This window comes from Achromobacter sp. GW823-FHT04E03, from assembly GCF_058796095.1.
The window spans coordinates 941,969-965,324 of sequence record NZ_JBXAIJ010000003.1 but is presented as its reverse complement, the minus strand read 5'-3'; the positions used below and the strand labels follow the sequence as shown (position 1 = coordinate 965,324).

Sequence of the window (23,356 nt, the reverse complement as noted above, 5' to 3'; positions counted from 1 at the left end):
GGGCCAGTCCGCATCGGGCGCTGCGCCGTGGCGGGAAAGCGCTGGTAAACGCGCTCAACATCGTGCAACAGGTATATTTCAGTTGATTTCCCGCCTCTTGCGGCTTGTAGCGGCGGGCCGCATTATGGCATCCATGGACAATCCCCACACCAAGCTGCTGGTCGTCGACGACGATCCGGCCCTACGGCAATTGCTGGCCGACTACCTGAACCGGCACGGCTACGACACCCTGCTGGCGCCGGACGCCACCGACCTGTCGTCCCGCATCACCCGCTACGCGCCCGACCTGCTGGTGCTGGACCGCATGCTGCCCGGCGGCGACGGCGCAGACGCCTGCCGCCGCCTGCGCGAGCAGGGCGAGGACATTCCCGTCATCCTGCTGACCGCGCGTGACGAGGCGGTGGACCGCATCATCGGCCTGGAGGCCGGCGCCGACGACTACGTCGGCAAGCCGTTCGATCCGCGCGAGCTGCTGGCCCGCATCGAAGCCGTGCTGCGCCGCAAGCGCGGTCCGTCCGCGCTGACCAAGGACGCGCCGGTCTCGTTCGGTCCCTTCGTGTTCGATCCCTCCACCCGCCAGCTGTCGCGCGAAGGCACGGTGGTCAAGCTGACCGGCGGCGAAATCAATCTGCTGGAGGCGCTGGTGCGCAACGCGGGCAAGCCGCTGTCGCGCGAACGCCTGCTGGCGCTGGCGCGCGACGACGACGCGGGCGAACGCAATGACCGCGCCATCGACATCGCCATCCTGCGCCTGCGCCGGGTCATCGAAGACGATCCCAAGCAGCCGCGCTGGATCCAGACCGTCTGGGGCATTGGCTACCGGTTTTCGCCCTGATGCGCTTTTCTCCTGGCTTCCTGGTGCCGCGTTCGCTGCGGGCAAGGCTCATCCTGCTGATCCTGGGCTCGGTCCTGCTGACGCAGGCGGCCACGCTGGTGACGGTGTCGTACTTCCGGCACAAGTTCATGGAAGACGTGGCCATCGGCTACATCGTCACCACCATCCGCACCTTGCGCGCCGCGGTGTCGCAGGTGCCGGCGGAGGAACGCGCCGACTTCGTGCGCGCCGCCTCGCAGAACCAGTGGCGCCTGTGGTCGCGGGTGCTGCCCGCCGAGGCCAAGCTGCAACGCTTCAATGGCCGCCGCCCGCCGCCGAAGGCCGCCCCGAAGCCGCCGCCTCCGCCGCCCGCGGACATGCAGATACACGGCCCGCCGGCGCCGCCCCCCCCGGAAGTGCGCGACGAGGAGCATGGCGATGAACGCGCCAGCGCCAGGGAAGGCGAGCGCGCGCGCGATCGCGACCGCGAAGAACACAGCCGCCGCTATCAGCCTGAACCGGATGACATCCGCCGCGACCTGCGGGTGCTGGTGCAGCAGCTCAATGAACGTTTGAACGACGGCACGCGCGTGGCGCTGTCGCGCGGACCCACGCCGGAGATCTTCATTTCGCTGGCGCCCAACCCCGCCAGCGAGGACGCGCCGCGCCTGCGCGAATGGCTGGTCATCCCGCTGGACCGCCTGGATCCGCCGGTCGCGACGCCGTTCATCGCCGCCTGGCTGGGCGGCCTGGGGCTGCTGCTGTTGCTGGCGGTGGGTTTTTCCTGGCACATCACGCGTCCTATCACCCGGCTGGCCGACGCGGCCGACCGGTTGGCGGCAGGGCAGCCGCAACGGGTCGAGCCCTCGGGCCCTCACGAAACTCGGGTATTGGGAGAACGCTTCAACGCCATGCTGGATGCGCTGTCCGAATCCGATTCGGTGCGCCGCACGCTGCTGTCGGGCCTGCCGCATGACCTGAAGGGTCCCTTGTCGCGGATGTGGCTGCGCATCGAGCTGGCCGACGACTCCAAGCTGAAGGAGGGGCTGCGCGCGGACCTGCAGGACATGCAGCACATGGTCGACCAGTTCATCGGCTTCGTGCGCGGCACCGACCCGGCCGCCTACCGCTACGCCTCGATGCTGCTGTCCGACTGGCTGACCGAGCGCGTGGGCGCCTGGCAGGGCGCCGGCACCGATATCAGCCTGCGGGCCGGCGACGACGTCGCGACCCTGGTGGTGCAGGCGGACGCCGTGGCGCTGGGCCGCCTGCTGGACAACCTGATCGGCAATGCGCTGAACCACGGCGCGCCGCCGGTCCAGGTCAGTCTGAGGCATGAGGGACGCCACGCGGTGCTGGACGTGGCCGACCATGGCTCCGGCATCGTGCCGGAACGGCGCCAGGAAGCGCTGCGCCCGTTCAGCCGCCTGGACGACGCGCGCACGCGCACCGGCAGCGTGGGCCTGGGGCTGGCGCTGGCCGAGGCCATCGCACGGGCCCATGGCGGCTCGCTGGAGCTGCTTGAGGCGGAGTCTGGCGGGCTGTGCGTGCGGGTCAAGCTGCCGCTGTCCGAGACGTCCTAGGGGCGCCCGCAAGGGCGCTCGCTTCCCCCTGGGCGGGGCGCGCTACGGTACGATGCATCCTGCTCAGCATTTTGTCGTTTCCGCACCATGGCCATCCAGTCCGATTCGCTTTCCTCCCGTCCCGACGCCCCCCGTATCGTGGCGCCGCAGCCGGTCTCGCCCAACGAGGAGTCGATCGAACGCGCCCTGCGGCCCAAGGCGCTGGACGAGTACGTCGGCCAGCAGCGCGCCCGGGAACAGCTGGAGATCTTCATCGCCGCAGCCAGGAAGCGCGGCGAGGCCCTGGATCACGTGCTGCTGTTCGGTCCCCCGGGCCTGGGCAAAACCACGCTGGCCCACATCATTGCGCATGAAATGGGGGTGCAGCTGCGCCAGACCTCCGGTCCGGTGCTGGAACGCCCGGGCGACCTGGCGGCGCTCTTGACCAACCTGGAAAAGAACGACGTCCTGTTCATCGACGAAATCCACCGCCTGTCGCCCGTGGTCGAGGAAATCCTCTATCCGGCGCTGGAGGACTTCCAGATCGACATCCTGATCGGCGAAGGCCCGGCCGCGCGCAGCGTGAAGCTGGACCTGCAGCCCTTCACCCTGGTCGGCGCCACCACCCGCGCCGGCATGCTGACCAACCCCCTGCGCGACCGCTTCGGCATCGTGTCGCGGCTGGAGTTCTACAACGCCGCCGATCTCGGCCACATCGTCACGCGCAGCGCCGGCCTCTTGAACGCCGGCATCACGCCGGACGGCGCGGCGGAAGTCGCGCGCCGTGCCCGCGGCACGCCCCGCATCGCCAACCGGCTGTTGCGCCGGGTGCGTGACTACGCCGAGGTCAAGGCGGGCGGCACCATCGATGCGGACGTGGCGGGCCGCGCCCTGGCCATGCTGGAGGTGGACCCGCAAGGCCTGGACCTGATGGACCGCAAGCTGCTCGAGGCCATCATCCACAAGTTCGACGGCGGCCCCGTCGGCGTGGACAGCCTGGCCGCCGCCATTGGCGAAGAGCGCGACACCATCGAGGACGTGATCGAGCCCTATCTGATCCAGCATGGCTACCTGCAGCGCACGCCGCGCGGCCGCACCGCCACGCTGACCACCTGGCGCCACCTGGGGTTGACGCCGCCGGCCGGCGCGACGGCGGGTTCGGGCGATCTTTTCGGGAAGTAAGCGGGGCGGATCGGGCCGGGCCGCGCGACGAACTGCCCCAGCAGGCGCGGGGATTGCGCCGCGGGTTTATCATCCGAAGGTTTTGATTTCCCTTCGCGATCAAAGGACCCAAGCCCATGCAGCCCGAATTGCCCACCTATGACGACGTCGTGCGCGCCAGCGAGCGCCTGGCCGGCAACGCGCACCGCACGCCCGTACTGACCTCGGCTACCGCCGATGCGATCAGCGGCGCGTCGGTCTTCTTCAAGTGCGAGAACTTCCAGCGCATGGGCGCTTTCAAGTTCCGCGGCGGCTACAACGCCATCGCCCGCCTGACCCCGGAACAGCGCGCCGCCGGCGTGGTCACGTTTTCGTCGGGCAACCACGCGCAGGCCATCGCACTGGCCTCCAAGCTGCAAGGGGTGCAGGCCACCATCATCATGCCGTTGGACGCCCCGGCCGCCAAGCGCGCCGCCACCGAGGGCTATGGCGGCAAGATCGTCACCTATGACCGCTACACCGAGGACCGCGAGGCGATCGCCCGCCGCATCCATGCGGAAACCGGCGCCACCCTGATCCCTCCCTATGATCACGAAGACGTGATCGCCGGCCAGGGCACCGCCGCCAAGGAACTGTTCGAGGAAGTGGGCGAGCTGGACTACCTGTTCGTCTGCCTGGGCGGCGGCGGCCTGCTGTCGGGATCGGCCCTGTCCGCCTACGCGCTGAGCCCGCGCTGCCTGGTCTACGGCGTCGAGCCCGAGGCTGGCAACGATGGCCAGCAGTCCTTGCGCAAAGGCGAAATCGTCCGCATCCCGGCGCCCAAGACCCTGGCCGATGGCGCCGCCACGACGCACCTGGGCAACCTGACCTTCCCGCTCATCCAGAAGCATGTGCGCGACATCGTCACGGTGACGGACGAACAGCTGGTCACCACCATGCGGTTCTTCGCCGAACGCATGAAGATGGTGGTGGAGCCCACCGGCTGCCTGGGCGCGGCCGCCGTCATGCAGAACGTGGTGCCGGTGCGCGGTGCGCGGGTCGGCGTCATCATCAGCGGCGGCAACGTCGACCTTCCGGCCTACGCCAAGCTGCTGGCGGGCTGACCCCCTTCTGGCGGCCCCCTTGCGGGCCGCCGCCGCGCGCTTGCGGTTGTCGCGTGTGCAAGGCAGAATCGGGACTGAATCCTGACGAACAGGGGCTGCGACATGCGTATCCTTGTCATCGGCGGCACCGGTTTCATAGGCCGTCATCTGGTAGCGCGGCTATCCGCGGATCAGCATCAGATCGTCGTGCCCACCCGGCTCCACAGCCGCGGGCGCGACCTGCAGATTCTTCCCACCGTGACCTTGCTCGAAGCCGACGTGCACGACGACGCCACGCTGGACGGCCTGGCGCAGGGCTGCGACGCGGTCATCAACCTGGTGGGCATTCTGCACGGCAACGCCGGCCGGCCTTATGGCTCGGAATTCGCGCGGGCCCACGTGCTGCTGCCGCAGCGCATCGCGCAAGCTTGTCGCCGGCAGGGCGTGCGCAGGCTCATCCACATCAGCGCGCTGGGCGCCGATTCCAACGGCGACAGCATGTACCAGCGCTCCAAGGGCGATGGCGAAGCCGCCATCAAGCAGGAATTCCAGGGCAATCAGGACGGCGGCTGGACCATCTTCCGGCCCTCGGTGGTCTTCGGTCCGGACGACAAGTTCACCAATATGTTCGCCGGGCTGGCGCGGTGGTTGCCGGTGCTGCCGCTGGCCGGCGCGCATGTGCGCATGCAGCCGGTCTACGTGGGCGACGTGGTCGCTGCCATCGTCTCGGCCCTGGGCAATACGCACACCTGCGGCAAGACCTATGAACTGGGCGGACCCCAGGTCTACAGCCTGGGCGAGATCGCGCGCCTGTGCGCCGCCTGGAGCGGCCATCCGCGGCCGGTGGTCAGCATGCCGATGGGCGTGGGCCGCATGCAGGCCCGGCTGTTCGAATGCATGCCGGGCACGCCTTTGATGTCGCGCGACAATCTGGATTCCTTGCGCCGCGACAACATCTGCAGCGGGCCGATCGCGCCCGAACTGCATGTGGTGCCGACGGGCCTGGAAGCCGTGGCGCCGCGCTACCTGTAAGCCGGTTTCAGCGCACCAGTGCTTTCAATGCCTGCTTGATGCCGTCGGACACGCCCACGCCTTCGGGCAGCGTCTTCAGCGCCGACAGCGATTCCTTTTCTGAATAGCCCAGCGCCAGCAGCGCGTTCAGGATGTCCGACTGGTTGTCCGGCGCTGCATGCGGCGAGGCGCCGATGTCCGCGCCCAGTTTGCCCCGCATTTCCAGCAGCAGGCGTTCGGCGGTCTTCTTGCCGATGCCGGGCACGCGCGTCAGGCGGCCCGATTCCTGCAGCGTAATGGCCTGCGCCAGGTCAGCCACCGACAACCCCGACAGCACCGACAGCGCGGTGCGCGCGCCGATGCCGCTGACCTTGATCAGTTCGCGGAAAGCGCTGCGTTCGCCTGCCGAAGCGAAGCCGTACAGGATGTGGGCGTCTTCGCGCACCGTCAGGTGCGTGTAGAGCGTGACGCGCGCGCCCGTGTCGGGCAGCGAGTACAGCGTGCTCATGGGCACGTCGATGTCATAGCCCAGACCGCCCACGTCCACGCAGATGGTGGGCGGGAGTTTCTCGATCAGGGTTCCGGTGATGCGTCCGATCATGGTAATGGTGGCCTGGCAATGGTGAGGCCGCTGAATGCGCGGCGGATGCGGGGATTCTATACGCGCGGGCGCGCATGCGGCGGGAACGGGTCCCGCTTCGCGGCAAATCGCGGCGTGCCAGGCGTTCAGCCGATCAGGCGGCCGTTGCGGATGCGGGTCTTGCCGCTCATGCGCAGCGAGGCGCCCAGGCGTTCGAGCTTGTCCTGCAGCGGGCCGGCATGGGCATGGCAGATGGCACAGGCCAGCGCGTCGGCCGAGTCGGGCGCGGGCGCGCCGTCCAGCGACAGCAGGTGCTGCACCATCATCTGCACCTGCTCCTTGGCGGCGCGGCCGGTGCCGACCACGGCTTTCTTGATCTGCAGCGCGGTGTACTCGTGCACGGGCAGCGAACTGTCGGCCAGCGCGCACAGCGCGGCGCCGCGCGCCTGGCCCAGCAGCAGGGTGGAAGCGGGGTTGGTGTTCAGGAAGATGATTTCCAGCGCGGCCACGTCGGGTTGCGTGTCGCGAGCCACCTGGCGCAGATTGTCCAGGATGACCTTGAGGCGTTCGGACAGCGCCAGCGCCGGCGGGACCACGATGGTCCCGCTGGCCACATAGCGCAGCCGCGGGCCGTCGGCATCGATCACACCGAAGCCGGTGCGGCGCAGGCCGGGATCGATGCCGAGGACGCGCATCAGTGGCGGAAGTGGCGGGTGCCGGTCAGCACCATGGCGATGCCGTGCTCGTCGGCTGCGGCAATCACTTCGTCGTCGCGCACGCTGCCGCCCGGCTGGATCACGCAGGTTGCGCCCGCGGCCACCACCACGTCCAGGCCGTCGCGGAACGGGAAGAAGGCGTCCGACGCCACGGCCGAGCCCTTCAGGGTCAGACCGGCGTTTTCCGCCTTGATCGAGGCGATGCGGGCCGAGTCGATGCGGCTCATCTGGCCGGCGCCCACGCCCAGGGTCATGCCGCCGCCCACGAACACGATGGCGTTGGACTTGACGTACTTGGCGACCTTCCAGGCGAATGCCAGGTCGTTCATTTCGGCTTCGGTGGGCTGGCGCTTGCTGACCACCTTGAGCGCGTCGCGCGGCACGTTGTAGGCGTCCGGGCTCTGCACCAGCCAGCCGCCGCCCACGCGCTTGATGTCGAAGGCGTTCTGGCCCGTGCCCATCGGCACTTCCAGCACGCGCACGTTCTTCTTGGCGGCCAGGATGGCCAGCGCGGCGCCGTCATAGGCGGGAGCCAGCAGCACTTCCAGGAACTGCGCGCTCACGGCTTCGGCCGTGGCGGCGTCGACCGGGCGGTTGAAGGCGATGATGCCGCCGAAGGCCGAGGTCGGGTCGGTCTTGAAGGCTTGCTGGTAGGCGCCCAGCGTGTCGGCCGCGACGGCCACGCCGCAGGGGTTGGCGTGCTTGACGATGACGCAGGCGGGCGCTTCGAAGCTGCGTGCGCATTCCCAGGCGGCGTCCGCGTCCGCAATGTTGTTGTAGGACAGTTCCTTGCCCTGCAGCTGGCGGTAGTTGCCCAGCAGGCCAGCCGGACGCTGCGCGTCCACGTAGAAGGCGGCGGTCTGGTGCGGGTTCTCGCCATAACGCAGGGCCTGTTCCTGCTTGACCTGCAGGGTCAGGGTGCCGGGCCATTCGTTGCGGGCCGGCACGGCTTCCTGCTTGGGCTCGGCTTCGGCCAGGCTGGTCAGGTAGGCGGCGATGGCGCCGTCGTAGGCGGCGGTGTGGGCGTAGACCTTGGAGGCCAGCGCCAGGCGCAGGCCATAGGAGGTGTTGCCGCCCTTGTCCATTTCGGCCAGCACGCGCGAATAGTCGACGGGGTCGATCACCACCGTCACGCCGCCGGCTTCGGTGCCGTGGTTCTTGGCCGCCGCGCGCAGCATGGCCGGGCCGCCGATGTCGATGTTCTCGACGGCGTCGGCGAAGGTGCAGTCCGGCTTGGCAACGGTTTCGCGGAACGGGTACAGGTTGACCACCAGCATGTCGATGCGGTCGATGCCCGCCGCCTTGATGGTGTCCATGTGCTCGGCGCTGTCGCGGCGCGCCAGCAGGCCGCCGTGGATTTTCGGGTGCAGCGTCTTGACGCGGCCATCGAGAATTTCGGGCGAACCCGTGTGGGCCGCCACTTCGGTGACGGTCAGGCCGGAGTCGGCCAGCAGCTTGGCGGTGCCGCCGGTGGACAGCAGGCGCACGCCGCGCGCAGCCAGGGCGCGGGCAAATTCAACGATGCCGGTCTTGTCGGACACCGAAAGCAGGGCGGTTTCGATTTTCATGGTGAGGGACGGAGTGGGGCGGGAGCGCCTTTCTCGTTCAGGTCGGATGGGAAATCTGGGGGAGCGGGCGGCGCGATGCGCCTGCCGCCCGCGCGCGAAAGCTATACCTGGATATTGTGCGCCAGCAACTTCTTGCGCAGGGTGTTGCGGGTGATGCCCAGCATTTCGGATGCCCGCGACTGGTTGCCGCCCGACCTTTCCAACGCCACTTCAAGCACCGGGCGCTCCACGCAGCGCATCACCATGTCCCACATGTCGTGGGGTTCGGATTCGCCCAAGTCTTCGAAATAGCGCTCCAGGCTGGCGCGCACGCATTCTTCCAGGACATCTTTCTTGCTCATTTGAGTACAGATATTTTTATGTTGGTGTTGAGGCGGTTATGCCGCCAGCAGGGCTTCTGCGACCGGCGCCGGATGGGATCCGCCGTCGCGCGAGATGAGGTCGAACCAGTCCGACACGGCCCGCCACTGGTCGCGGGTGTTGTCGATCAGATTCATGCGGGCGCAGAACGAATCCGCCCCCGGCAGGCCGTCCAGATACCAGCCTATGTGCTTGCGCGCCGTGCGTACGCCGGTGTGCTCGCCGTAAAACCGGTAATGGTCGTCGAGATGTTCGAGCAGCAGCTCGCGCATTTCCCCATAGGAGGGAGGGGCCAGTGTTTCGCCCGTGCGCAGGTAGTGGTCGATTTCGCGGAAAATCCAGGGACGGCCTTGGGCCGCCCGGCCGATCATGACCGCGTCGGCGCCAGTGTAATCCAGGACGTGCCGGGCTTTTTCGGGCGTAGTGATATCTCCGTTGGCGACAACGGGGATTTTCAGCTCGGCCTTGACGGCGCGGATAGTGTCATATTCCGCCTCGCCCGTATAGAGGTCGGCGCGGGTGCGGCCATGCAGGGTCAGGGCGGCGATGCCGGCGTTTTCGGCCATTTTCGCCACCCGCAGGGCATTGCGGCTTTCGCGGTCCCAGCCCGTGCGGGTCTTCAGGGTCACCGGCACGTCCAGCGGCGCGCAGGCGGATACCACCGCGTCCAGGATGCGGGCGATCTGGTCTTCATGGCGCAAGAGCGCAGACCCGGAGGCCACGTTGCAGACCTTCTTGACCGGGCAGCCCATGTTGATGTCGATGATCCGGGCGCCCTTGCTGGCGTTGAACACCGCCGCCTCCGCCATCATGGCAGGGTCGGCGCCGGCGATCTGCACCGAAATGGGGGCGATCTCGCCGTCATGGTTCAGGCGGCGGGAGGTTTTGACGCTATCCCACAGCTTGGGGTTGCTCGCGGCCATTTCCGAAACGGCATAGCCCGCCCCCAGCTTCTTGCAAAGCTGGCGGAAAGGACGGTCCGTCACGCCCGCCATGGGCGCGACCAGCACGTTGTTGGGAAGGGTCCATTGACCTATGCGCATGCTCACATTTTAACCGGCTCGTTCGCGCCCTCTTTGTCACCTGGAGAACAATTCGTAACAAAGGAAGGCGAAAGCAGACAACCGCCCCCATTATCGGGGGCGGATAGGAAGAGTTCAGGCGCGGAAACCTTGCAGCAGATGCTGCGCCAGCGGCGCGCGCAGCGGAGAGGCCAGATCCATCCCCAATAAGGCCAGACCACAGGCGTGCTCCACCGGCGCCAGGCCGGTCGAGAAGATGCGGGGCATCAGATCGGTCAGGCCGGCGGTGATGAAGCGGTCCACGTGGCGCGCTCCGGCGAATTCCGCCAGGGCGGAGCCGGGATTGACCTCCGGGTGAGCCAGCCAGCCGGCCAGCGTCTGGGCCAGGCGGGCTGCGTCGCGCAGGCCCAGGTTCAGGCCCTGGCCTGCGACCGGATGCAGGGTTTGCGCGGCATTGCCGATGGCCGCCACGCGGCCGTGCACCTGGGCGCGGCGGGCGCTGAGCGCCAGCGGAAAGACATGCCGGGGCGCCTGGCTGGAAAGCCGTCCCAGGCGGTCGCCGAAGGCGACGGACAGCGCCCGCGAAAACGCGGCATTATCCAGTGCCGCCAGTTCGGCCGCGCGCTCGGGCGCGCTGCACCAGACCACCGAATAGGCGTCCGGGGTCTGCGGATGCGGCAGCAGCGCCAGCGGGCCCTCGGCGGTGAAGCGCTCCCAGGCCCAGCCGCGGCGGGGCAGGGTGGCGTGCGCCGTGGTCAGCACCGCGTGCTGGTCGTAGTCGCGGCGCACGTCGACCGCGCCCGCGCCGTCGGATTGCACCGCCACCCGGCACAGCAGCGTCGTGTCGCCTTGTTCGATGCGCACGCCGTCCGCGTCCTGCATGCCGATCCGGGCGGGCGGGCCCGGCAGCACGGTGACGCCGCAGGCGGCCACGCATTCGTCCAGCTTGGCATGCAGGCCGGAATAGGCGACCACGCTGCCCAGTTGCGGCACGCCGAAATCGGTGTTCTGGATCAGCGTCCGGCCCAGCCGGCCGCGTTGCGACACATGGATGTTGCGGATGTCGGCCGAGCGTTCGGGCCAGGCATGCAGCGACTCCAGCAGCACCCGACTGCCGTGGTTCATGGCCAGCACGCGGGGATCCGTGGCGGGCGCCGCCACCGACGGCGCGACCGGGGCGGGCGCGCTGGCGGCAAGCAGCGCGATGCGCGCGGGGTCGGGCGCCACGCGCGCCAGCATCAGGGCCAGCACGCGGCCCACCGGGCCCGCGCCTAGAATCGCTATGTCGAAGGCGGATGAAGTCATGCCCGGATTTTAACCGTCCACTACAATCCGCAGCAGCCGGCGCGTCTTGGCGCCGTGGTCCTCTTTCCGGTCGATCGACATGACGCAGCTACAGGCCTCATCCCCGTTGTCCGCAGCTTCCGCCCGCCGCCCGCGCGGCAAGGTCGCGGTCGGGCTGCTGGCCTGCCTGTTCGGGGCGGTGGGGGTGCATTGGTGGTATCTGGGGCGCCGCCACGCCTGGCTGGTGACCGCGTACACGCTGATCAGCCTGTTCTGTGCCGTCAGCTTCTACCCTGTCTGGTACGACAACCCCGCCTTCTTCCTGGTGTTCATACCCATGGTCGACGGGTTCATCGAGAGCGCGGTGTTCTCGTTGATGCCGGACGAGAAATTCGACCGCCTCTACAACGACGGATTGGGCCGGCCGACCCAGACCGGCTGGGGGCCGGTGCTGGTTGCGATCCTGGCCTGCCTGGTCGGCGCCATCGTGTCCATGTTCGCCATCGCCATGGTGGTGGTCTACACCTGGATCGCCATGGGCTGGCTCGACGGCTACGTCTTTTAGCGCGGCTCTGGCGCGCCGCCAGCCTACTCGCGCATCAGCGCTTCGATCTCGCCGGCCTGCACCGGCACGCCGCGGGTGATGAGTTCACAGCCTTCGTCCGTGACCAGCGCGTCGTCTTCGGTGCGGATGCCGATGTTCCAGTAGGCCTCGGGCACGTCGTCAGCGGGCCGCACGTAGATGCCGGGCTCGATCGTCAGCATCATTCCCGGTTCCAGCTTGCGCCAGGGGCGTTCGGCGCCGTGGGCCGGGCCGGGCTGGCGGTAGTCGCCCACGTCGTGCACGTCCAGGCCCAGCCAGTGGCCGGTGCGGTGCATGTAGAAGCGGCTGTAGTCGCCGGATTCCAGCACCCCGTCCAGCGAGCCTTTCAAGAGTTTCAGGTCCAGCATGCCCTGCGCCAGCACGCGCAGGGCGGCCTGATGGCCGTCGTTGAAGCTGCGGCCGGGCGCCGTGGCCTGGGCGGCGGCATCCTGCGCGGCCACCGTCAGGTCGTACAGCGCGCGCTGCGGACCGCTGTAGCGGCCGTTCACCGGGAACGTCCGGGTGATGTCGCTGGCGTAGCTGTCGACCTCGCAGCCTGCGTCGATCAGCACCAGGTCGCCGTCGCGCAACACGGCTTCGCCGGCCGGGTAGTGCAGCACGCAGGCATTGGCGCCGGCGGCCACGATGCTGTTGTAGGCCACCGATTGCGCGCCGTGGCGGCGGAACTCGTACAGCAGTTCGGCCTCGATCTCGTACTCCCGCATGCCGGCGCGGGCGACGCGCATGGCGCGCACGTGGGCGCCGGCGGAGATCTTGGCCGCGCGCCGCATGGCCGCGATTTCCGTGGCGTCCTTGATCAGCCGCATCTCGGCCAGCAGCGGCCGGATGTCCTGTTGGCGCGAAGGCGGCGCATGGCCGCCGCGGCCGGCCTCGCGCGCCGCGGCCAGCCAGCGGTGCAGGCGCCCGTCGCTGCGCTTGTCGCCCGCCAGTGGAGCGTACAAGGTGGCATGGTCCTGCAGCAGCGCAGGCATCAGTTCGTCCAGCGCATCGAGCGGATGGGCGTCGTCGAAGCCGAAATGCGCGGCAGCCGCCTCGGGGCCGAAGCGCTTGCCCTCCCATATTTCATGTTCGATGTGGCGGGGGCGGCAGAAGAGCACGGCGCGGTCGGTCGCACCGGCGGTCAGTACCAGCCAGGCGCCGGGTTCGGTGAAGCCGGTCAGGTAGAAGAAGTCGCTGTCGTGCCGGTATGGATATTCCGCGTCGCGGTTGCGCGTGGCTTCCGGGGCGGTCGCCAGTATGGCGATGCCGCCGCCCTCCGCGCGCATCTGCGCCATCAGGCGTTGGCGCCGCGCGGCGTAAGGGGCGATGTCGTCGGGAGGCAGGCTCATGGCGGACTGGGGCGCGAACCCCGGCAGGGTGAGGATGCCGTTTACTTTACCTGCCATCCCCTGCTTGCGACAGCCCGCAAGGGGCGCACTGAATTCGCTGGACCGCGCAGGCCAAGCTGCTACAATCGCCGCTCTGTCATTGGGGAGTAGCCATCCTTTGTCCCCACAAAGGAGCTAGCGTCAACAGACTTGGTGGTTCAGCGCTGCGCAGCAGCCGCTAGAACTCCATGGCGCTAGTAGCGGTATCCATGCACGGCGGCACCCGCCGCATGGATCAGCCAGGCGAGACCTTTGGCCGCGTTGCGTTCACCCCAGCCGGGCGAGCCGCGACGTCGCGCCAATTGGTTTCTGCTCGTCCGGCTCGCCCATATGTTTCTCACCCTGTTCCTGTTTTTCCTGTCAGCGGCAGTGATCTACTTCGCCTGCGAGTTCTTCGTGAACGGCGTCGAATGGGTCGGCCATCGCTTCCAGCTTGGCGCCACCGCCACCGGCACCGTGCTGGCCGCGTTCGGTACGGCCTTGCCGGAAAGTGCCGTGACCTTCATGGCTGTCGTGTTTGGCGAAACCCCCGAGCAAAAAGACATAGGCGTCGGCGCGGCCATGGGCGGCCCGCTGGTGCTGGCGACGCTGGCGTATGCGGTGGTTGGCCTGGCTCTGTGGCGCTCGCGCCGCGGGCGGGCCACGCAGGCGGACTGTATCAACGCGGACCAGCGCCGGTTGGCCCGCGACCAGGCCTGGTTCATGGGCATCTTCATCTTCAAGGTGGGCCTGGGCCTGCTGGCCTTTGCCTGGAAGCCCTGGTTGGGCATCCTGTTCCTGGCCACGTACGGCCTTTACGTCAAGCGCGAGCTCAGCAACGACGAGGAGAGCCTGGACAGCGAGGACCTCGAACCGCTGAAGCTGCGCCCGCGCGACGAGGATCCGAGCATGTTCTGGGCAGTCACGCAGACGGTGCTGGCCCTGGTCGTGATCGCCGGGGCATCGCATGTGTTCGTGAACCAGATCGAGTTGCTGGGCGTGGCGATGGGCGCATCGCCTCATGTGGCCGCGCTGTTGCTGGCGCCGGTGGCGACCGAGCTGCCGGAAATCATGAACGCGCTGATCTGGGTGCGCCAGGGCAAGGAACGGCTGGCGCTGGCCAATATTTCGGGCGCCATGATGATTCAGGCGACCATCCCAAGCGCGCTGGGTATCTTCATGACGCCCTGGCTGTTGGACGGTCCCCTGCTCGCGGCAGGCCTGTTCACGATGCTGTCGATCGGCCTGCTGTGGCTCCGTTTCCGCCGCTCGGCCATGAGCGTGCCGGCGTTGTCGGCCGTGGGGGGCCTGTATGCCGTGTTCGCAGCCTATCTGGGCTGGCATTTCTACGTCTGACGGCGTTTGGTGCGCGGGGCTTGGGGCCCCGCGCTTTTTTCCGCATTCAGGCTCGATTTAGCGCCAAAAGCCTTGTCCATAAGTGGAAACCCGCGTAAAATTTTGCCCGTTATCCATCCCAGGAGCAGTCTTCGTGAATACCGATTCCGGCGAAAGTTGTCGATCTTGCATCGACGTCGCTGTTTAACAGGTCCACGCAGAACTCCGTCTGCCGCAGCCTGTTGAACAGGTTGCGGTTGTATCCCAAGCTCCAGGCGCAAGCCAGGGCAATCGCGCAAGCCAGCGGCTTGCCGGGAAACTCCCCAACATAAACCGCCAGAACCGCCGCTTCAGCCGCAGCGTCAGCGTTCGCGCACGTTTTTCTCGTGCCTGTCCGCCAAGCGCAGCGCGCATGCGCGCGTATTCGCGATCACGCTCCCCATTCTTGCAATGGAGGTCGTTATGCGTTTCTTCGACTTGTTCCTACGCCGCGCCGGCGTGGACCGCGCCACCGCCCTGGGCCGCCGCCGCGGCACTTCGCGCCTGACGGTCATCTGTCCGCGCGACGAGCTGGGCGCCTTGCGCAAGCAGATCTGCCTGGACTTCAGCGCCGCCGGCCTGGACGTCTCGCAAGTGCAGATCGACCAGGGCCGGGATCCTGGCATGGCATCCGCCTGCATCACCGTCAATTGCCCCCCGGAGCTGCGGGGCGAACTGATGTCGCAGGCGCGCCGCCTGAGCGCCAATCCCGCCGTGCGCCACGTGCATTTCGGCACCCAGACCACGACGCCGGCCGCGCAGGCCGCGCTGGCCTGAAGCCGTCCTTTCTTCCACAGGAGAGATCATGCCCAGTGCCTTAGACCCCGAGCCTCGATTGCGCCCAGTGCGCGGCGCCGGCATGCCTGTCTGACCTGTCTCCTCGCTGCGAGCCGACAGGCAGGATAGTCATCCTGGCCCGTACGGAGTCCGCAGCCAAGAATCACCGGCCTGGCCCACGTCGCGTGCGCCTCTGCCGCCGGCACCGATTCCTCCGCTAGCTCCCATCCGTTTTCCGCACCCGGCGCATTTCATGCGATCCGGATACCGGCAACATTGCCCCGGCGCCTGCGCACGCCTGTACGCGGCGGTTTGACGGCTTTCTGCGCGAAAGCCGCGGACCGCTGCTGCCCGCGCGCAGCCAGCAGAGGGCAGGGTCGTCCGTGTCTCCAACAACTACACGTACAACCGGAGCACTCCGATGTTCAAGTTTCTCAAGTCCTTCTTTACGTCGGCGGCGGGCCTGCGCCATAGCGCCAGACACTTCCGCCGTTCGCCCATGCCGGAACGCGGCGTCGCGACCGCCGCGGCGTCTTCCGACACCGCGCGCCATGCCAACCGCCAGATGCTGGACCTGTCGCGCATGGGCTTCGGCGCCCTGTTCGCCCTGTTCGGCAGCAGCCGCGGCGGGCTGTCCGAGGCCCAGGCCCAGACCGCGCGCGAACGCTACGGCGCCAACGAGGTCGACCACGAAAAGCCGCTCTCCTGGTACACGCATCTGTGGCTGTCCTATCGGAATCCGTTCAACCTGCTTCTGACCGCGCTGGCGGCGCTGTCCTGGCTCACCGACGTGCGCATGGCCGTGCCGGACGACCAGTCCTGGACGGCGGTATTCATCATCGGCGCCATGGTGCTCATCTCCACCGTGCTGCGGTTTGCGCAGGAACAGCGCTCCAGCCGCGCCGCCGAGGCGCTCAAGGCCATGGTGCAGAACACCGCCACCGTGCTGCGCAGCGACCCGGCGACCCAGGCCGAGGGCGATGCCCGCCGCTATTTCGGCGTGGCGCTGCATGTCAGCGGCTCGCGCCAGATCGAGGTGCCGCTGGCGGAGCTGGTGCCGGGCGACGTGGTGCTGCTGTCCGCGGGCGACATGATTCCCGCCGACTGCCGCATCCTGAATGCCAAGGACCTGTTCATCGCGCAGGCCGCGCTGACGGGCGAATCGCTGCCTGTCGAAAAGTACGCCACGCAGCGCAGCGAGACCGCCAACGCGCTGGAACTTGAGAACATGGCGTTCATGGGTACCAACGTGGTCAGCGGCTCGGGCAGCGCCCTGGTGGTCGCCACGGGCTCGCGCAGCTACTTCGGCCAATTGGCCGGGCGCGTCACGCAGACCAGCCGCGCGCCGACCCAGTTCCAGCAGGGCATCAACCGCGTGAGCTGGGTGCTGATCCGTTTCATGCTGGTCATGGCGCCCATCGTCATGCTGATCAACGGCTTTACCAAGGGCGACTGGATGGAGGCGCTGCTGTTCGCGCTGGCCATCGCCGTGGGCCTGACGCCCGAAATGCTGCCCATGATCGTCACGGCCACCCTGGCCAAGGGCGCCGTGCGCATGTCGCGCCGCAAGGTCGTGGTCAAGCGGCTGGACGCGATCCAGAACCTGGGCGCGATGAACGTGCTGTGCACGGACAAGACCGGCACCCTGACCCAGGACCGCATCGTGCTGGAGCGCCACACCGACGTCTACGGCGCCAGCAGCGACGACGTGCTGGCCTACGCCTATCTCAACAGCTACTACCAGACCGGTTTGAAGAACCTGCTGGATGTGGCGGTGCTGCAGCACGCCGAAGTCGAGCGCAAGCTGGATCTGGCGGCAAAGTACCGCAAGGTCGACGAGATCCCCTTCGACTTTTCCCGGCGCCGCATGTCGGTCGTGGTCAACGAAACCGAGAATGGCCGCGAGCATCACGAATTGATCTGCAAGGGCGCGCTGGAGGAGATGCTGGCGGTCTGCACCCGCCTGCGCGTGGGCCACGAAGAGCATCTGCTGACCGATGCCCGCCGGGCCGACATCCGCCGGGTGACGGCGGACCTGAATCGCGACGGCCTGCGCGTCATCGCGGTGGGCGTCAAGGAAATGCCGCCCACCCAGCAAACCTACGGCGTGGCCGACGAGTCCGATCTGGTGCTGGTCGGATACATGGCCTTCCTGGATCCTCCCAAGGAATCCACCGCCCCCGCGCTCAAGGCGCTCAAGGATTCCGGCATCGAAGTGAAGGTGCTGACCGGCGACGTGGAGCTGGTGACGCAGAAGGTCTGCCGCGAGGTCGATTTCGAGGTGCGCAAGGTCTATCTGGGCGCCGATATCGAGGCAATGGACGAGGCGCAACTGGCCGCCGCCGTGCGCGAGGCCAATGTGTTCGCGCGGCTCACGCCGGCCCACAAGGAGCGCATCGTGCGCAGCCTCAGGGCCCAGGGAAACACCGTGGGCTTCATGGGCGACGGCATCAACGACGCGCCAGCCCTGCGGGCGGCCGACGTGGGCATCTCGGTGGATTCGGCGGTCGATATTTCCAAAGAGGCTGCGGACATCATCCTGCTGGAAAAGAGCCTGATGGTGCTGGAGGACGGCGTCATCGAAGGTCGCAAGACCTTCTGCAACATGCTCAAGTACCTGAAGATGACGGCCAGCTCGAACTTCGGCAATGTCTTCTCGGTCCTGGTCGCCAGCGCCTTTCTGCCGTTTCTGCCGATGCTGCCCATCCACCTGCTGGTGCAGAACTTGATGTACGACATTTCCCAGACCGCAATCCCGTTCGACAATGTCGACGAAGAATTGTTGAAGAAGCCCCAGCAGTGGGACCCTGACGGCCTGGGTCGCTTCATGGTGTTTTTCGGTCCGATCAGCTCCCTGTTCGACATCGCCACCTATGCGCTCATGTGGTACGTTTTCCAGGCCAATACGCCGGAACACCAGACGCTATTCCAGTCGGGCTGGTTCGTCGAAGGATTGTTGTCGCAGACGCTCATCGTCCATATGATCCGCACACGCAAGATCCCGTTCCTGCAAAGCCGCGCCGCGTGGCCGCTGATGGGCATGACCCTGCTGGTGGTGACGATGGGGTTGCTGCTGCCGTTTTCGCCCTTGGCCGAGTACCTCCAGCTGCAGCCGCTGCCGTTGAGCTACTTCCCCTGGCTGATCGGCATCCTGTTGGCCTATTGCACGCTGACGCAGTTCCTGAAGGGAATCTGGGTCCGCCGCTACGGCTGGCAATAAGTAGATGAGGCCCGCGGCGGGCGCAAGCCCGCCGCGCGATCAGGAGAAACACATGAGAATCGCTACTTTTGCCGCGCTGATGGCAGTGGGCCTGGCCCTTCCCTTGGCGGGTCGCTGCGCCGAGACCGGGCAGGGGCTGACGCTGTACGGGGTGGTGGACGCGGGGCTGGCCGTCACTTCGGTCTCGGGGCAGGGCAGCCACAGCGGGCTGCTCAACGGCGGATTGACCGATACGCTGTGGGGCATGACGGGGGCGGAAGACATGGGCGGGGGCTGGAGCGTCAGGTTCCAGCTGGAAAGCGGCTTCGATCCCTCGTCGGGCAAGCGGGCCGACGACGACCGCTACTTCAATTACGCCGCCTGGGTCGGCCTGGGGCATGACAGCTTCGGCGACCTGCGGTTGGGGCGCCAGCACACCATAGGCCAGGTCTACGGCAATTCCCTGGAAATCGCGTCCTGGAAGGAAATGGGCATGGGTGCCACCTTCAAGGCGTCCGACAACTACCAGCTCAGCAACCTGGTCAATTACTACACGCCGGTCTGGCAGGGCTTCCAGGCAGGCATCGGCTATTCCTTCGACGCCGACGACCGCAGCCAGTTCAAAACGGCCAACAACAACCGCGCGCTCAGTCTCGGCCTGAAATATGAGGATGGACCCTTGCTGGCGGTCGCCACCTGGGACCAGCTGCGCCTGGCCGACGCGCCGCCGGGCAGCAACGGACGGCCGCAAGCGGTCCAGCTGGGCGCTTCCTATGACTTCGAGGTGCTGAAGCTGTCCCTGGCATGGTCGCGCCAGCGCAACGGCGATGTCGGGCTGGACGGGGGCGATCCCGACGGACTGGGCATGGGCCTGGGACCGGCTGCCTTCGTGCGCGGCGGCACGGTCGATGCCTGGCTGGTCGGGGCCAGCGTGCCGGTCGGGCCTGGCGCCGTGCTGGTGCAATGGTCGCTGGCCCATCCAGACTGGCATTGGGACAACGGCATGACGGCGCGCAATGCGCAGGTGATGACGCTGGGCTATACCTACAGCCTGTCCCCGCGCACGACGCTCTATGCCTTCGCCGGCTATGCGTCGAACTACACGCTGGACGACCAGTTCGATCCTGCCCATTCCCACACCACGCGGGTGGGCACGGGCATTTCGCACCGTTTCTGAGCGCCGGGGCAGGGCGGGCCGGGGTCAACTACAATCGGCGGGTGCGGCGCATGGCGCCCGTCCTCGTACAGCCCCGACGTTTTCCGGATGGTTTGCATGGATAGTCTCGAATGGCTCATACCCTGGGAGTTCTCTCCCACGCTGGTGGCCTCCTTCCTGGTGGCCATCGTGCTGTTCTTGCGCGGCCAAAAGGTCCATCGCGTGACCGCCGCCCGCAGCATCCTGTTCTGGACCGGCATGGTGCTGTTGTACCTGTCCATGCATACCCGGCTGGACTACTACGCCGAGCGCATGTTCTTCATCCACCGCATCCAGCATCTGGTGTTGCACCATCTGGGGCCGCTGCTGGTGATGGCGGCATTCCCGGGGCAGGTGATGCGCGCGGCCCTGCCCATGCGCTGGCGCATCCGCCTGCGCGACTTCCTGCGCACCGGCGCCGGCCGCGCCACGGTGGCGGTGCTGACCCACAAGATCTTCGTGCCGACGCTGTTTGTTTTCCTGGTGCTGGTCTGGCTGATCCCGTCGGTGCAGTTCTATTCCATGCTGGACTGGCGCCTCTACCGCCTGATGAACTGGTCGGTGGTCATCAGCGGCTTCATGTACTGGAACCTGATCCTGGACCGCAGGCCCGCGCCTCCCGCGGCCATGACGCCGGGCGGCCGGGTCATTTCTCCCGTGCTGACGATGCTGCCGCAAATGGTGGCCGGCGCGGTCATTGCCTTCACTGAAAGCGACATCTATCCGCTGTTCGAACTATGCGGCCGCGCCATCGCCATGTCGGCCCAGACCGATCAGACCATAGGCGGCCTGACCATGTGGATTCCGGCCGCGCTGGTCGAGGTGATCGGCCTGATGGTGGCCCTGGGAACCCTGATGCGCCTGTCGGCCAAGGGGCGCTTGCGCAAGGCGGATCGCGATGCGCTGGCCCGTTCCAAGGCCCGTGCCCGCGCCGCTTCAGCCTGAAAACCGCGGCGGGTGGCATACGCCGTCAGCTTAGAAGCTCTTCGGCGTATTTCATCTGCGCAGCCTTGCTGACGATGACGCTGGAGGGTACATACCGCCAGGAGGTGCTGTACACGTCCGCACCGGGCGCCGTGATCGTCCTGATGGGCGTGGCGGCACAGCGCTTTGGCATCGGCGGGCCGAAGGCCCATGAGCCCTCGGCGCGGAAGATTCTGGAACAAGGCTTCAACGGCCGGCGCGAGGCCGCGGCGCTTAAGCCTTGACGCGGCACGAATAGCCGCAGGCTTGTGGCTATTCCGGCAGCAGGCCGTGGTACTTCTTGCCCAGCGCCACGGTGGCCTGGAACATGCCGGCCTTGCTGCCACAGTCGTAGCGCACGCCTTCATAGCGGTGCGCATACACGGCGCGCTCGCGCATCAGCGAGGCGATGCCGTCGGTCAGCTGGATCTCGTTACCGGCGCCCATCTTGGTCGAGCGCAGGTGGTCGAAGATCGCGGCTTCCAGCACGTAGCGGCCCACCACGGCGAGCGTCGACGGCGCGGCTTCGGGGTCGGGCTTTTCGACGATATGGGTGACGCGTTCCGTGCGGCCGCTGGCGCTGGCCTCCCCCTGGCGGGTGGCCACGATGCCGTACTTGCGGGTATCCGCGCGCGGCACGTCCTGCACGCCGAGCACACTGGCGTTCTGCGCCACGGCCACGTCGATCAGCTGCTTCAGCGCGGGCTGGTCGGAGTCGATCAGGTCATCGGCGAGCAGCACGGCAAACGGTTCGTCGCCCACGGCCGGCGCGGCCGACAGCACCGCGTGGCCCAGTCCCAGCGGGGCCGACTGGCGGATGTAGAGGCAATTCACATGCGCAGGTAGAATGCCCCGCACCATGGCCAAAAGCTCGTGCTTGCCCTTGCTTTCCAGGTCCGATTCGAGTTCCGGCGCGGAGTCGAAGTGGTCTTCGATGGCGCGCTTGTTGCGCCCCGTCACGAAGATGAGATCGGTGATCCCGGCGGCCACGGCTTCTTCCACGGCGTATTGGATCAGCGGCTTGTCGACCACGGGCAGCATTTCCTTGGGCATCGCCTTGGTGGCGGGCAGGAAGCGCGTACCCATGCCGGCGACGGGGAAAACGGCTTTACGGACAGGACGCATTGAGACCTCGTTGGGGCTATCGATGAAACATTTTAAGCGCATCGCTATCATAGGCTTATGAACCGCAGGAAAATGCCATCCATTTGCTCGATTGCGAAACGGGGTGCAATCGTCGGGCTGTCCGTGGCCCTGGCCGTCCCAGCCCTCCCCATCGCCGCCTGGGCGCAGCCCGTAGGCCTGCCCTCGATGGGTGCGGCCTCTGCCGCTGAACTGTCCCCTGCGCTGGAGCGCAGCCTGGGCGAGGCCATCATGGCCCAGGGGCGGCGCGACCCGACCTATGTGGACGATTCCGAACTCAGCCAGTACCTCACCACCATGGGGCGCAAACTGGCTGCCTTCGCGCCCGGCGCGGTCCCCGAGGTCGAGATGTTCGGCGTGCGCGACCCCGAAATCAACGCTTTCGCCATGCCCGGCGGCTTCATCGGCGTCAATACGGGACTGATCGTGGCTTCCGCCAGCGAGTCCGAACTGGCGGCGGTGCTGGCGCACGAAATCGGCCACGTCGTGCAGCGCCACATCGCCCGCGGCATGACCCAGCAGAACCAGAACAGCATGGTGATGCTGGCGAGCCTGGCGGGGGCGCTGCTGGCGGCCCTGGCCGGGGGCGGCGGCAACCTGGCGGTGGGCGTGGCGGCATTCGGCCAGGCCGCGGCCATCAACCGCCAGCTGGGTTTTTCACGCGATGCGGAACGCGAAGCCGACCGGGCCGGGCTGCAGATGCTGACCAAGGCGGGCTACGACGCCGAAGGCATGGCGCAGATGTTCGGGCGCCTGATGAATGCGTCGCGCCTGAATGAAGGCGCGGGCGGCGGCTCATGGGCCAGCACCCACCCGCTGTCCATCGAGCGTATGTCGGACGTGCAGAATCGGGTGCGCAACCAGTCTCCGGTGGCGCGCCACGTGGATAGCGACGATTTCTGGTACATACGCGCCAAGATGCGCGTGGTGCAGGGCCGCGACGCGGTCAGCCTGCGCACCGCCGGCCAGCAATTGCAGGACGAGGCCCAGGCCCTGTCGGGCGTACGCAAGTCGGCCGCCTACTACGGCCTGGCGCTGCAGGCGTTCCAGCGCAACAACCTGGCCGAGGCCGAGCGCAACTGGAACCTGGCGTCGGCGGACGGTCGAAGCTCGGCCCAGCTGGCCAAGCTCAGTGTGGATATCGCCCTGGCCCGCAAGGAGTACCCCCGGGCGCTGGAGCTCGCCCAGGCTGGCACCAAGCGCTGGCCCGCCCACCGGGCCCTGGGCATCGCCTACGCCCAGGCGCTGCAAAGCGTCGGCCGCCACACGGACGCGCAGGAATACCTGCGGGCCAAGATCAAGCAATGGGGTAGCGACGAGCCCAGCCTCTACCAGATGCTGGCGCAGAGCGAAGACCGCAACGGCAAGCCCGTGGCCGCGCGCCGCGACCAGGCGCGCTTTTACGTCATGACGGGCGCATACGCCGCCGCGGAATCGCAGCTGCAGCAGGCGCGCAACATGTCCACCGACTTCTACGAGCAGTCTCAGATCGACGTGCAGATCAAGGAAGTGAAGGACAAGCTGGCCGAAGAGCGCCAGTTGCTGGAACGCTTCAAGTCGGGCTGAGCGCCCGGCCGAGCCGGGCAGGGCGCAGG

21 protein-coding genes and 1 riboswitch are annotated in these 23,356 nt (G+C 67.5%); of the genes, 13 read left to right on the top strand and 8 right to left on the bottom strand.

Going from position 1 to position 23,356, the window contains the following annotated elements; translation table 11 throughout:
- Nucleotides 1-133 precede the first annotated feature (133 nt).
- The 5 genes from AC1RHV_RS24095 (at nt 134) to AC1RHV_RS24075 (ending at nt 5,651) form a co-directional block, all read left to right on the top strand.
- On the top strand, nt 134-835 hold the full coding sequence (locus AC1RHV_RS24095) for a response regulator (RefSeq protein WP_054457345.1): 702 nt from the start codon (nt 134-136) through the stop codon (nt 833-835).
- Nucleotides 835-2,397, top strand: coding sequence for a sensor histidine kinase (locus AC1RHV_RS24090; protein ID WP_192329763.1), 1,563 nt, complete (start codon nt 835-837; stop codon nt 2,395-2,397). The genes AC1RHV_RS24095 and AC1RHV_RS24090 overlap by 1 nt, the downstream gene beginning before the upstream one ends.
- An 87-nt stretch (nt 2,398-2,484) precedes the next feature.
- Complete coding sequence (gene ruvB / locus AC1RHV_RS24085; protein ID WP_054457342.1) at nt 2,485-3,558, top strand: Holliday junction branch migration DNA helicase RuvB; 1,074 nt, start codon at nt 2,485-2,487, stop codon at nt 3,556-3,558.
- Nucleotides 3,559-3,674: 116 nt separating this feature from the next.
- Nucleotides 3,675-4,640, top strand: a complete 966-nt coding sequence (locus AC1RHV_RS24080) for a threo-3-hydroxy-L-aspartate ammonia-lyase (RefSeq protein ID WP_054457340.1) — start codon at nt 3,675-3,677, stop codon at nt 4,638-4,640.
- 102 nt (nt 4,641-4,742) lie between these two features.
- Nucleotides 4,743-5,651 (top strand): complex I NDUFA9 subunit family protein, encoded by a 909-nt coding sequence (locus tag AC1RHV_RS24075; protein ID WP_175181127.1) that lies wholly within the window; start codon nt 4,743-4,745, stop codon nt 5,649-5,651.
- Nucleotides 5,652-5,658: 7 nt separating this feature from the next.
- Here the strand turns inward: AC1RHV_RS24075 and ruvA are convergent, their stop codons facing one another.
- The 6 genes from ruvA to AC1RHV_RS24045 all read right to left on the bottom strand — a co-directional run bounded on the left by ruvA (nt 5,659) and on the right by AC1RHV_RS24045 (nt 11,181).
- On the bottom strand, nt 5,659-6,231 hold the full coding sequence (gene ruvA / locus AC1RHV_RS24070) for a Holliday junction branch migration protein RuvA (protein ID WP_013391723.1): 573 nt from the start codon (nt 6,229-6,231) through the stop codon (nt 5,659-5,661).
- A gap of 125 nt (nt 6,232-6,356) precedes the next feature.
- A complete protein-coding gene (gene ruvC / locus AC1RHV_RS24065) occupies nt 6,357-6,905 on the bottom strand; it encodes a crossover junction endodeoxyribonuclease RuvC (protein ID WP_054457336.1) in 549 nt (182 codons plus the stop codon).
- Complete coding sequence (gene purH, locus AC1RHV_RS24060) at nt 6,905-8,494, bottom strand: bifunctional phosphoribosylaminoimidazolecarboxamide formyltransferase/IMP cyclohydrolase (protein ID WP_054457334.1); 1,590 nt, start codon at nt 8,492-8,494, stop codon at nt 6,905-6,907. Before purH ends, ruvC begins: the two co-directional genes overlap by 1 nt.
- Before the next feature lie 101 nt (nt 8,495-8,595).
- Complete coding sequence (locus AC1RHV_RS24055; RefSeq protein WP_006217670.1) at nt 8,596-8,835, bottom strand: helix-turn-helix domain-containing protein; 240 nt, start codon at nt 8,833-8,835, stop codon at nt 8,596-8,598.
- Nucleotides 8,836-8,871: 36 nt separating this feature from the next.
- Nucleotides 8,872-9,897: a tRNA dihydrouridine synthase DusB gene (dusB, locus tag AC1RHV_RS24050; RefSeq protein ID WP_054457331.1), complete on the bottom strand. Its 1,026-nt coding sequence runs from the start codon at nt 9,895-9,897 to the stop codon at nt 8,872-8,874.
- Between the two features lie 114 nt (nt 9,898-10,011).
- Nucleotides 10,012-11,181, bottom strand: coding sequence for a UbiH/UbiF/VisC/COQ6 family ubiquinone biosynthesis hydroxylase (locus tag AC1RHV_RS24045; protein ID WP_492302150.1), 1,170 nt, complete (start codon nt 11,179-11,181; stop codon nt 10,012-10,014).
- Between the two features lie 79 nt (nt 11,182-11,260).
- On the opposite strand from AC1RHV_RS24045, the gene AC1RHV_RS24040 reads away from it, so the two are divergent.
- Nucleotides 11,261-11,725, top strand: a complete 465-nt coding sequence (locus AC1RHV_RS24040) for a TM2 domain-containing protein (protein WP_492302148.1) — start codon at nt 11,261-11,263, stop codon at nt 11,723-11,725.
- Between the two features lie 23 nt (nt 11,726-11,748).
- Here AC1RHV_RS24040 and AC1RHV_RS24035 read toward each other — a convergent pair whose 3' ends face one another.
- Nucleotides 11,749-13,092, bottom strand: a complete 1,344-nt coding sequence (locus AC1RHV_RS24035; RefSeq protein ID WP_119449696.1) for an aminopeptidase P N-terminal domain-containing protein — start codon at nt 13,090-13,092, stop codon at nt 11,749-11,751.
- 128 nt (nt 13,093-13,220) lie between these two features.
- A riboswitch (yybP-ykoY riboswitch) is annotated at nt 13,221-13,409 on the top strand.
- A gap of 52 nt (nt 13,410-13,461) precedes the next feature.
- Here AC1RHV_RS24035 and AC1RHV_RS24030 point away from each other — a divergent pair.
- From AC1RHV_RS24030 to AC1RHV_RS24005, 6 genes are all read left to right on the top strand, one after another.
- Nucleotides 13,462-14,466, top strand: a complete 1,005-nt coding sequence (locus AC1RHV_RS24030; protein WP_119449695.1) for a sodium:calcium antiporter — start codon at nt 13,462-13,464, stop codon at nt 14,464-14,466.
- A 441-nt stretch (nt 14,467-14,907) separates the two neighbouring features.
- Entirely contained in the window at nt 14,908-15,261 is a 354-nt protein-coding gene (locus AC1RHV_RS24025) for a hypothetical protein (protein ID WP_054449923.1), read from the top strand.
- A 421-nt stretch (nt 15,262-15,682) separates the two neighbouring features.
- A complete protein-coding gene (gene mgtA / locus AC1RHV_RS24020) occupies nt 15,683-18,481 on the top strand; it encodes a magnesium-translocating P-type ATPase (protein ID WP_175159432.1) in 2,799 nt (932 codons plus the stop codon).
- A 52-nt stretch (nt 18,482-18,533) separates the two neighbouring features.
- Nucleotides 18,534-19,637: a porin gene (locus tag AC1RHV_RS24015; protein WP_492302145.1), complete on the top strand. Its 1,104-nt coding sequence runs from the start codon at nt 18,534-18,536 to the stop codon at nt 19,635-19,637.
- Between the two features lie 87 nt (nt 19,638-19,724).
- Entirely contained in the window at nt 19,725-20,600 is an 876-nt protein-coding gene (locus AC1RHV_RS24010) for a cytochrome c oxidase assembly protein (protein WP_492302143.1), read from the top strand.
- Nucleotides 20,601-20,665: 65 nt separating this feature from the next.
- A complete protein-coding gene (locus tag AC1RHV_RS24005) occupies nt 20,666-20,863 on the top strand; it encodes a hypothetical protein (RefSeq protein ID WP_054449932.1) in 198 nt (65 codons plus the stop codon).
- Nucleotides 20,864-20,891: 28 nt separating this feature from the next.
- On the opposite strand, the gene galU is transcribed toward AC1RHV_RS24005, so the two are convergent.
- Entirely contained in the window at nt 20,892-21,743 is an 852-nt protein-coding gene (galU, locus tag AC1RHV_RS24000; protein ID WP_054449934.1) for a UTP--glucose-1-phosphate uridylyltransferase GalU, read from the bottom strand.
- A gap of 57 nt (nt 21,744-21,800) precedes the next feature.
- Here galU and AC1RHV_RS23995 point away from each other — a divergent pair, with 57 nt between their 5' ends.
- Nucleotides 21,801-23,327 (top strand): M48 family metalloprotease, encoded by a 1,527-nt coding sequence (locus AC1RHV_RS23995; protein WP_054449936.1) that lies wholly within the window; start codon nt 21,801-21,803, stop codon nt 23,325-23,327.
- The last annotated feature ends 29 nt before the right edge of the window (nt 23,328-23,356 follow it).

Bases quoted from the DNA above. Each gene is read 5' to 3' on its own strand.
- AC1RHV_RS23995 (WP_054449936.1), top strand. From the start codon at position 21,801: ATGAACCGCAGGAAAATGCCATCCATTTGCTCGATTGCGAAACGGGGT.
- AC1RHV_RS24055 (WP_006217670.1), bottom strand. From the start codon at position 8,835: ATGAGCAAGAAAGATGTCCTGGAAGAATGCGTGCGCGCCAGCCTGGAG.
- ruvC (WP_054457336.1), bottom strand. From the start codon at position 6,905: ATGCGCGTCCTCGGCATCGATCCCGGCCTGCGCCGCACCGGCTTCGGT.
- AC1RHV_RS24040 (WP_492302148.1), top strand. From the start codon at position 11,261: ATGACGCAGCTACAGGCCTCATCCCCGTTGTCCGCAGCTTCCGCCCGC.
- AC1RHV_RS24030 (WP_119449695.1), top strand. From the start codon at position 13,462: ATGTTTCTCACCCTGTTCCTGTTTTTCCTGTCAGCGGCAGTGATCTAC.
- galU (WP_054449934.1), bottom strand. From the start codon at position 21,743: ATGCGTCCTGTCCGTAAAGCCGTTTTCCCCGTCGCCGGCATGGGTACG.
- AC1RHV_RS24075 (WP_175181127.1), top strand. From the start codon at position 4,743: ATGCGTATCCTTGTCATCGGCGGCACCGGTTTCATAGGCCGTCATCTG.
- AC1RHV_RS24025 (WP_054449923.1), top strand. From the start codon at position 14,908: ATGCGTTTCTTCGACTTGTTCCTACGCCGCGCCGGCGTGGACCGCGCC.
- mgtA (WP_175159432.1), top strand. From the start codon at position 15,683: ATGTTCAAGTTTCTCAAGTCCTTCTTTACGTCGGCGGCGGGCCTGCGC.
- AC1RHV_RS24015 (WP_492302145.1), top strand. From the start codon at position 18,534: ATGAGAATCGCTACTTTTGCCGCGCTGATGGCAGTGGGCCTGGCCCTT.
- dusB (WP_054457331.1), bottom strand. From the start codon at position 9,897: ATGCGCATAGGTCAATGGACCCTTCCCAACAACGTGCTGGTCGCGCCC.
- AC1RHV_RS24095 (WP_054457345.1), top strand. From the start codon at position 134: ATGGACAATCCCCACACCAAGCTGCTGGTCGTCGACGACGATCCGGCC.
- AC1RHV_RS24010 (WP_492302143.1), top strand. From the start codon at position 19,725: ATGGTTTGCATGGATAGTCTCGAATGGCTCATACCCTGGGAGTTCTCT.
- purH (WP_054457334.1), bottom strand. From the start codon at position 8,494: ATGAAAATCGAAACCGCCCTGCTTTCGGTGTCCGACAAGACCGGCATC.
- ruvA (WP_013391723.1), bottom strand. From the start codon at position 6,231: ATGATCGGACGCATCACCGGAACCCTGATCGAGAAACTCCCGCCCACC.
- AC1RHV_RS24090 (WP_192329763.1), top strand. From the start codon at position 835: ATGCGCTTTTCTCCTGGCTTCCTGGTGCCGCGTTCGCTGCGGGCAAGG.
- ruvB (WP_054457342.1), top strand. From the start codon at position 2,485: ATGGCCATCCAGTCCGATTCGCTTTCCTCCCGTCCCGACGCCCCCCGT.
- AC1RHV_RS24035 (WP_119449696.1), bottom strand. From the start codon at position 13,092: ATGAGCCTGCCTCCCGACGACATCGCCCCTTACGCCGCGCGGCGCCAA.
- AC1RHV_RS24045 (WP_492302150.1), bottom strand. From the start codon at position 11,181: ATGACTTCATCCGCCTTCGACATAGCGATTCTAGGCGCGGGCCCGGTG.
- AC1RHV_RS24080 (WP_054457340.1), top strand. From the start codon at position 3,675: ATGCAGCCCGAATTGCCCACCTATGACGACGTCGTGCGCGCCAGCGAG.